Source organism: uncultured Veillonella sp. (assembly GCF_915069625.1).
Classification (GTDB): domain Bacteria; phylum Bacillota; class Negativicutes; order Veillonellales; family Veillonellaceae; genus Veillonella.
In genome coordinates this window covers 1-8,104 of the sequence record NZ_CAJZFD010000087.1, presented here as the reverse complement: position 1 = coordinate 8,104, position 8,104 = coordinate 1, and the positions used below count along the sequence as shown (strand labels likewise).

The window sequence follows — 8,104 nt, the reverse complement described above, 5'->3', positions numbered from 1 at the left end:
GGCATTGTTCATATTACGGATTTATTGCGTAGAGGCATTGTATAATGAATATTCAATGGATTGTTCTTGATGTTGATGGCGTACTATCTGATGGAACTCTAATCTATACATCGAGTGGAGAAGAGCTTAAGTCTTTTTCTGTGAAAGATGGCCTAGGATTAACGGCAGCTCGAAAAGCAGGACTTAAGCTTGCAATCATTACAGCACGGATATCTCCTATGGTTGAGCGACGTGCTAAAGAGCTTCATTTTGATGCACTGCTTATGGGGCATGCTAATAAAACAGAAGCATTAAGAAATCTCTGTAATGAGCATCAAATCAATTTAGAGGAAATTGCCTATATGGGGGATGACTTAAATGATTTAGGGGCTCTTCAAATTGTAGGATTACCGATGGCACCCAATAATGCGGTACCAGAGGTCAAACAATTAGCTAAATTTATATCTACCGTCAATGGAGGCCATGGTGCCGTTAGAGAGGCTGTAGAATATATCTTGAAGAAACAAGGACTATGGGAAACTGTTGTAGCAGATTATGCACGAGAGGCCCATGCTCATGGACAATAAGGAGGTGGGCAGAATGAATAACGAATGGCAATACCATTTAGTTAAAGGCATTAGTTGGCTTGTTTGCCGACTGCCATACAAGCTCATTTTGCTCATAGGCGCTAGTCTAGGGCCCGTATATGGCCTCATAGCGAAGAAGCAAAAACTTAGAGGTATAAAAAATATAAAGATTGGCATGAACATGAATGATCAAGAGGCAGAACAATTAATTGAAAAGTTGTTCAAGAATCTTGGCCGTAGTGTTATGGAAGTCTTATATATGCCAAATCTGACAAAGTCCTTTATCAATAAACATATTGAAATGCGAGGCGTAGAACATTTAGAGAAAGCCATCGCTGAAGATAAAGGTGTCATTGTTCTTACTGGACATGTTGGCAACTGGGAATGGATGGGGGCTGCCATGGCTGCTCATGGATATCCATCTACTACAATTGTTAAGAAACAACCTAATGCACAATTTACACGTCTCATGAATGAATATCGTGAGATGGTAGGTCTTGATGTGTTTGCTAGCGGTGGTAATGAAATCGTTTCTGCTGCTAAGGCGTTAAAAAAGAAAAAATTACTTGGTTTTTTAGCTGACCAAGATGGTTATATTAATGGCTTACCTGTTCCGTTTTTGGGGCAGGACTCTTCAGCGGTTATAGGACCAGCTACATTTGCAAAAAAATTTGGCTCTCCAGTAGTTCCAATTTTTGCATCTCGTAAGCCTGAAGGTGGTCATATTGTACATATTTTACCAGCCTTACATTATGTTGATACAGGTGATGAAGATGTAGATATGTACCGCTTGACTGAAGAATGTGTACGCGTTACAGAAGAATTTATTAAGGAACATCCAGATGAGTGGCTATGGTTCCAACATCGTTGGATGACTAAGATGGATCAAATTATTGATTATGATAAGAAGGTAGCTGCACGGGAGAGGGCACATGAAAAACAATAAAAAATTAATTGCCATTGTGGCCGCTATAGTGTTGGCTCTAATTGGTCTTATCGTATATATTATGAAAGACTCTGGTGATGTTAGTACCACTCAAAATCAGAATGGACAACTTGTTAACTTCCAAGGAGCTGACTTACAAGAGGAAAAAGATGGCAAGCTAGTGTGGGCTTTATCAGCTGAAAAGATTGAATATGACCCACGTACAAAAGCTATTGTCCTGACTAATTTAAAAGGTCTTTTCTATCAAGATGATGTTACGACAACAATTACAGCACCTCATGCCGTATTGACAGGCGATCGTAATTCCCTTGATATTGATCAAGGTGTTACAGCCACAAATACTGATGGTGCCGAGTTTAAAACCGATGCACTTCATTTTGATAATAAGACAAAAACGTTGACATCTAAATCTGCTTTTACTTATAACAATAAAGATATAACATTAACTGGTGATAAACTTGAAGGCAACATGTCCTTGAAGAAAATTAAAGCTATTGGTAATGCGAAGTTAACGAAGAAGTAATGCGAGGAAATATAATGAATAAGAAAAAACAGATTGGTATGGCTATCTTAGCTATGCTTATGACAGCATCTGTTACAGCTTGGGCCGCAAATGATCCTTTGACTATTAGCGCGGATACATTATCTTATGATGGCAATACAGGGCGTGCTGATGCAAATGGTAATGTGGTAATTACACAAGCTGATAAAACAATGACTGGTGCTAATGGTTGGTACAACACAAAAACTCAAGAAGCAAACCTTGATGGTGGCGTATCCATGATTGGTTCTGATATGGCTATGTCTGCTCAATCAGTGCATAGCTACAATAACAATAAGTTCATTGCTAATGGTGGTGTTCATTTACAACGTAGTGATCGTCAAATTTTTGGCGATAAAGTTGAATACAATACAGATACAGAATATGGCCTTGTATCTGGCAATGCTCGCTTGATTGCAGAAGGGACTACATTGACAGGTAATCAAGTAGAAGGTTGGCTAAAAGAAATTCGTGCAGTGGCACAAGGGGATGTAACATTCTCTAACCCAGAACGAAATGTATCTGGCTCTGCAGAACGTGCTACCTATACACAAACTCCAAATCAAAATGATGGCGTTGTACTTTTATCTGGTTCTGCTCATGCTGTTCAAAATGGTAATGTGCTCAATGCACCAGAGCTCAAAATCCGTCTTGCCGATGATTCTGCTGAAACATTAGGTGGTCGTAGTACACTTATCATTGTTCCAAATCAATAAGGATTAAATATGTATATAGAAACCAAAAACTTAGTCAAAACCTTTAACGGGCGCAATGTAGTAGACGGGGTTAGTCTACGCGTTGATAAGGGGCAAGTCGTTGGGCTCCTAGGTCCTAATGGGGCAGGGAAAACTACATCATTCTATATGATTGTAGGCATTGAACGACCTAGTTCTGGTATCATTACCGTTGATGGCAAGGATATTACGAATATTCCAATGTATAAACGTGCTGCTGAAGGTATTGGGTATCTTCCACAAGAGGCATCAATCTTTCGTTCTATGACCGTTGAGGATAATATTCGCGCAATGTTACAAACAACATCAAAGAAGTCTGATGAAATTGAAGCGATTGTGGAATCCCTCATTGAAGAATTTCATATTGGTCACGTTCGGGATCGTATGGGCATGCAACTATCTGGCGGTGAACGTCGTCGTGTAGAAATTGCTCGTTGTCTTGCATTAGAACCGAATTTTATTCTTCTCGATGAACCTTTTGCTGGTGTCGATCCTATAGCGGTTGCTGACATTCAACAAATTATTTTACATGTTAAAAATCGAGGTATTGGCATCTTGATTACAGACCACAATGTACGTGAAACATTGGGGATTGTAGACAAGGCTTATATTTTGAGTAGTGGTAAAATCCTCCTAGAAGGTACCCCAGAAGAAATCGCGAACAATCCAATCGCTCGTGAGCATTACTTAGGGGATAACTTTAGATTATAGGAGGGGACTATGAGATTATTAGATAAATATATACTAAAAGCCTTTGTAGGCCCGTTCCTATTTGGGGTATTTGCTTTTACCAGTATCTTTATTGGTACCGGTACATTATTTAGAATTGCTCAATATATTACTGAATATGGGGCTCCATTATTGCTTGTTATGAAAGCCTTTGTATTGGCTTTACCAAGCATTGTTATCTTAACATTCCCTATGTCAGTGTTATTGGCTTCTCTTATGACATTTAGTCGTTTGAGTAGCACCAGTGAAATTGTTGTTATGCGTGCCGGTGGTCTTAGCTTTTTACGTTTAGCGATGCCGGTATACATCATCGCTCTCATCATCTCAATTGGGGCTGTCGCATTTAATGAATTTGTTGTACCACGTACAAATAATATGTATCAAACAATTGTACGGGAACAGATTATGAAAAATGCATCACCTCAAACACAAAATCATATCGTTTTAAAAACGATGAATGGTAATGATTTAGGTACATTGATGTATGCTAAAAGCTACAATGCAGAAACTAAAAAATTAAGCATGATTACGGTGCAACAATTTGGTGAAGGTGGCAAGCTACAACAGGTTGAAAATGCAGATACTGCCGTTTGGAATGGTCAATATTGGGTGATGCAAAACGGCATCATTTATGATATTTCCGCCGGTGATGGTGTAGAACGTACAATGAAATTCAAGGAGCAATCCTTGCCAATTAAATCTGCACCAAAGGATATTCAACAAGATCAACGTAAACCAGAAGAATTAACAATCAAAGAATTACGTCATCAAATTAAAGCGTATAAGGCGGCGTATACGAATGCAAATAAACTAGAAATGGAAATGTACCAACGTTTTACAATTCCATTAGCTAGCTTTGTATTTGCTCTTGTAGGTGCTCCATTAGGCCTTCAAAAACAACGCTCTAGCTCATCTATTGGCTTTGGTATCAGTATTTTAATCATCTTTATCTACTATGGTGTGATGACATTTGCTGGTGCATTAGGTAAAGGTGGTGCATTGCCGACTGTATTTGCCGCATTAATTCCAGATACATTAGGTATCATTGCCGGTTTATATTTAAATTGGCGTGTATCCAAGTAACTTAGCGTATAAAGAAATAAATTTGACTTACGAAATATCGTATTTTTGAACAAAATAATTGTGTAATCTTAGGAAAGGAGGGACTCGATGTTAGTAGGTGTTAAAATATTAGTTATTATCGCCCTTATGGGTGGACTTATTGCCTACATGGGGGATAAGTTAGGCACCAAAGTTGGTAAGCGTCGCATGTCCCTCTTTGGATTAAGGCCTAAGCATACATCGATTATTGTTACTATTGTAACAGGTTTATTAGTTGCTGCTGCTACAGTAGGGGTATTAACCATTACTTCTCAAAGTGTAAGAACAGCACTCTTTGGGATGGATCAGTTGCGAGCGGATATGAAGCAACTCAATGATGAGGTGGCTGCTAAAACGCAAGAGCTTATTCGTGGTCAAGCATTGCTTGAGCAAAATAAGCAAGAATTAGCAGAACGCATGGCTGAAATAGAGCAAATTCGCAGTGAGGTTGAAGCTACCAAAGCGGAATTAGCTAGTGCACAAGCTGCTAAAGATGCCACTGAAGCTGAGTTAGCAACACTTCAAGCCTCATATGATGAAGTATCTAAAAAGTTAGCTGATTTAGAAGCTACAAGAGCTAAGATGGAAGCTCATATTAAGGAGCTACAAACAACACAAGAACAATTGCAAAATGGCATTATTCATTTACGTGAAGGAACTATTCTTTTCCAAGTTGATCAATTATTGGCACAAGCTGTTGTTCGACCTGGTTTAAGTGAAGAAGATAGCCAAGCAGCCATCAAAAATATTATTGATGATACCAATAAATTGGTTCTACGCCGCCTTGGTATCGAAGATCAAGGGCAAGCTGTTGTATATGTAGAGCGTCAAAATATTGAGGTGGCTACACAAAAGCTTAATAGTGCAAAGACACCTATGGTCGTTCAAGTTGTAGCGGCTGGCAATATCATTGCTGGCGAACCTGCAGTGGCTATTATCCAAGTATATCCACAACAATTTATTTATAAAAATGGAGAAGTAATCCATTCTGCCGTAATGGATGGTGGGCCTAATGCTCAATCAGCTATGCTTCAATTCTTGAAGCAAGTAAATGAAAAGGCGAGAGCGAAAGGCATAATTCCAGACTCCTTATCTGGTGATATTGGAACTATACCAGGGGATGATTTATTTACTGCTATTAGACGTGTTGCTACTATACATGGCAAGGTTCATGTAGAAGCATATGTTGATGGTGATACATATTCATCTGGTCCTGTACATCTTAAGTTGCGTATTACTCAAATGCCTGTCTTTAATGATAAGGCAAAAATGCCAGCTTATTAAAAAATAGTACTTTGGTTTTATATACTTTAAATAAAGGTCTTATGTAATTTTTTACATAAGACCTTTATTTTGTGTTAAAATATAACTGCTGTATTTAAAGCGAGGATAGTTATATGACTGATACTACATACATTTTAGCTGTAGATCCAGGCAATGAGAAAACTGGTGTAGCAATTGTAACACCGTCTGGTACTATGGTGTGTCGTAAAATTATTATGACAAAACAGTTCAATGATGAAATTGAACGTACATTAACTGAATATTATGGTATTGTTCATATCGTATGTGGAAATGGTACAAATCATAAATATTTATATCCATCTCTTCAACAAATTGGACGAAATCACAGGATTACTACTAGCTTAATTGATGAATCCCATAGCACAGAGGAGGCTCGTAAATTATATTGGAAATATAATCCTCCTACAGGGTGGCGTAAGATAATCCCTACATCTATGCAATTCCCACCGGAGCCAGTAGACGATTTAACAGCCTTTGTTATTGGCTTACGGTATACAAAACAGTTACGTCAAGCTGCTAATGATATACAAGGGGACATCATAGACGCTAGTGAGTTAGAAGAAAAGAGATTACATGCTATGGAGCAGTTATACGGTAAAGGAGAAGTGCATGAAAAATGAAACTTCAACGCATAACTGGTCAAACTTTATTATGCGTTGCTTAATGATGATTTTAGGGGCCTTAATTTATACTATAGGCTTAGATTTATTTTTAGTACCGAATAGCATCATTGATGGTGGTGTAGTTGGTATTTCCTTGATGGCTGCAGAGCTTTCAGGAATTTCTTTCAGTATTTTCGTTGTACTCTTTAACTTGCCATTCTTGTATATTGGCTATAGAGCTAACGGTAAAAACTTTACATTCTCTACACTGTTCTCTATCGTATGGATGGCTATTTTTTCAACCTTTGCTCATGATTTCATACCGATTACATCGGATCCATTTTTAGGATCTATCTTTGGTGGTATCATCTTAGGCATCGGGGTAGGCCTCATTATACGTAACGGTGGTTCTTTGGACGGCTCTGAAATCGTAGCCATCATATTTGATAAACGTTCAACCTTCTCTGTAGGTGAAATCGTAATGGCCATGAATCTTATTATTCTCGGCGCAGCGGGTTTTGTTTATAGTTGGAATAGTGCTATGTACTCCTTGATTGCATACTTCATTGCCTATAAGATGATTGATATTACAATTACAGGCCTTGATGAATCTAAAGGGGTCATGATTATTACAGATGCAGAGAATTCTAAGAATATTGCAGATGCATTAAATGCGAACCTCAATCGTGGTGTTACCATTATGTATGGTGAAGGGGGCTATTTAAAGCAGCCCAAACATGTTTTGTATTCTGTAGTGACAAGACTTGAGATTATGAGGTTAAAAAATACTGTTTATGAAGTAGATCCATCGGCATTTATTACGATTCAGGATGTACATGATGTATTCGGTGGTAGATTTACAAAAAACGGTCATTAAGGAGTTAATATGAGTAATAAAATAGTAAAAGAAATATTAGATTGGATTTATGCCATTGTATTAGCATTGGTTATTGCTATGGTAATCCATATCTTCTTGATTCAACCAACACGGGTATCTGGTGAATCAATGGAGGATACACTACATAATGGTCAATATTTAATTGTAACGAAGTGGCATCATATTATGAATGAAATGCCAAATTATGGACAAATTGTAATCATCGATAGTCGTGTTAATCGTGCACGTACTTGGATAGATGATGTAGAAGAACCATTGATGAACTATGCATCTGTCTTTAACAAGGCTGCTCAAACAAATGATGTATGGGTTAAGCGCGTTATTGGTCGTCCAGGTGATGTATTAGAGTTTAAAGATGGTCATGTATGGCGCAATGGTGAGCAATTACAAGAACCATATACTAAAGATACAATAATGAATTATACACGATCTACACCGGTTACTGTTCCAGAAGGGCATGTATTTGTAATGGGGGACAATCGAAATCACTCTAGCGATAGTCGTTTTATCGGTCCTGTACCTGTAGATCATATTTTAGGATTTGTATCCTACGCAATTTAATAATGGTAAAAGCCTATCTATTGATGCAATTAATATGTACCCCCTTTACTGGACAACAGTAAAAGGGGGGGACATATCAAATGACATTGTAGATAGGCTTTTTTGTTAAAATTACGATGGC

General features: G+C 37.9%; 10 protein-coding genes. All 10 read left to right on the top strand.

Translation table 11 applies throughout. The features are described 5' to 3' along the window. Window positions 1-44: 44 nt before the first annotated feature. Window positions 45-566: an HAD family hydrolase gene (locus tag QZ548_RS05840; protein ID WP_295804944.1), complete on the top strand. Its 522-nt coding sequence runs from the start codon at window positions 45-47 to the stop codon at window positions 564-566. Window positions 567-579: 13 nt separating this feature from the next. Next, entirely contained in the window at window positions 580-1,512 is a 933-nt protein-coding gene (locus QZ548_RS05835; RefSeq protein ID WP_039969452.1) for a lysophospholipid acyltransferase family protein, read from the top strand. Beyond that, window positions 1,499-2,035, top strand: coding sequence for an LPS export ABC transporter periplasmic protein LptC (gene lptC, locus QZ548_RS05830; RefSeq protein ID WP_295869025.1), 537 nt, complete (start codon window positions 1,499-1,501; stop codon window positions 2,033-2,035). Before QZ548_RS05835 ends, lptC begins: the two co-directional genes overlap by 14 nt. A gap of 14 nt (window positions 2,036-2,049) precedes the next feature. Then, window positions 2,050-2,769 (top strand): LptA/OstA family protein, encoded by a 720-nt coding sequence (locus QZ548_RS05825; RefSeq protein WP_119207017.1) that lies wholly within the window; start codon window positions 2,050-2,052, stop codon window positions 2,767-2,769. A gap of 9 nt (window positions 2,770-2,778) precedes the next feature. Continuing rightward, window positions 2,779-3,498, top strand: a complete 720-nt coding sequence (gene lptB, locus QZ548_RS05820; protein WP_119207016.1) for an LPS export ABC transporter ATP-binding protein — start codon at window positions 2,779-2,781, stop codon at window positions 3,496-3,498. A 9-nt stretch (window positions 3,499-3,507) separates the two neighbouring features. Continuing rightward, window positions 3,508-4,599, top strand: coding sequence for an LptF/LptG family permease (locus tag QZ548_RS05815; RefSeq protein ID WP_005387304.1), 1,092 nt, complete (start codon window positions 3,508-3,510; stop codon window positions 4,597-4,599). Window positions 4,600-4,686: 87 nt separating this feature from the next. Then, window positions 4,687-5,901, top strand: coding sequence for a DUF3084 domain-containing protein (locus QZ548_RS05810; RefSeq protein ID WP_119207014.1), 1,215 nt, complete (start codon window positions 4,687-4,689; stop codon window positions 5,899-5,901). A 113-nt stretch (window positions 5,902-6,014) separates the two neighbouring features. Beyond that, window positions 6,015-6,542: a hypothetical protein gene (locus QZ548_RS05805; protein WP_295781292.1), complete on the top strand. Its 528-nt coding sequence runs from the start codon at window positions 6,015-6,017 to the stop codon at window positions 6,540-6,542. Next, on the top strand, window positions 6,532-7,401 hold the full coding sequence (locus QZ548_RS05800) for a YitT family protein (protein WP_295869023.1): 870 nt from the start codon (window positions 6,532-6,534) through the stop codon (window positions 7,399-7,401). The genes QZ548_RS05805 and QZ548_RS05800 overlap by 11 nt, the downstream gene beginning before the upstream one ends. Before the next feature lie 9 nt (window positions 7,402-7,410). Then, complete coding sequence (lepB, locus tag QZ548_RS05795; protein ID WP_295869022.1) at window positions 7,411-7,983, top strand: signal peptidase I; 573 nt, start codon at window positions 7,411-7,413, stop codon at window positions 7,981-7,983. Window positions 7,984-8,104: the final 121 nt, after the last annotated feature.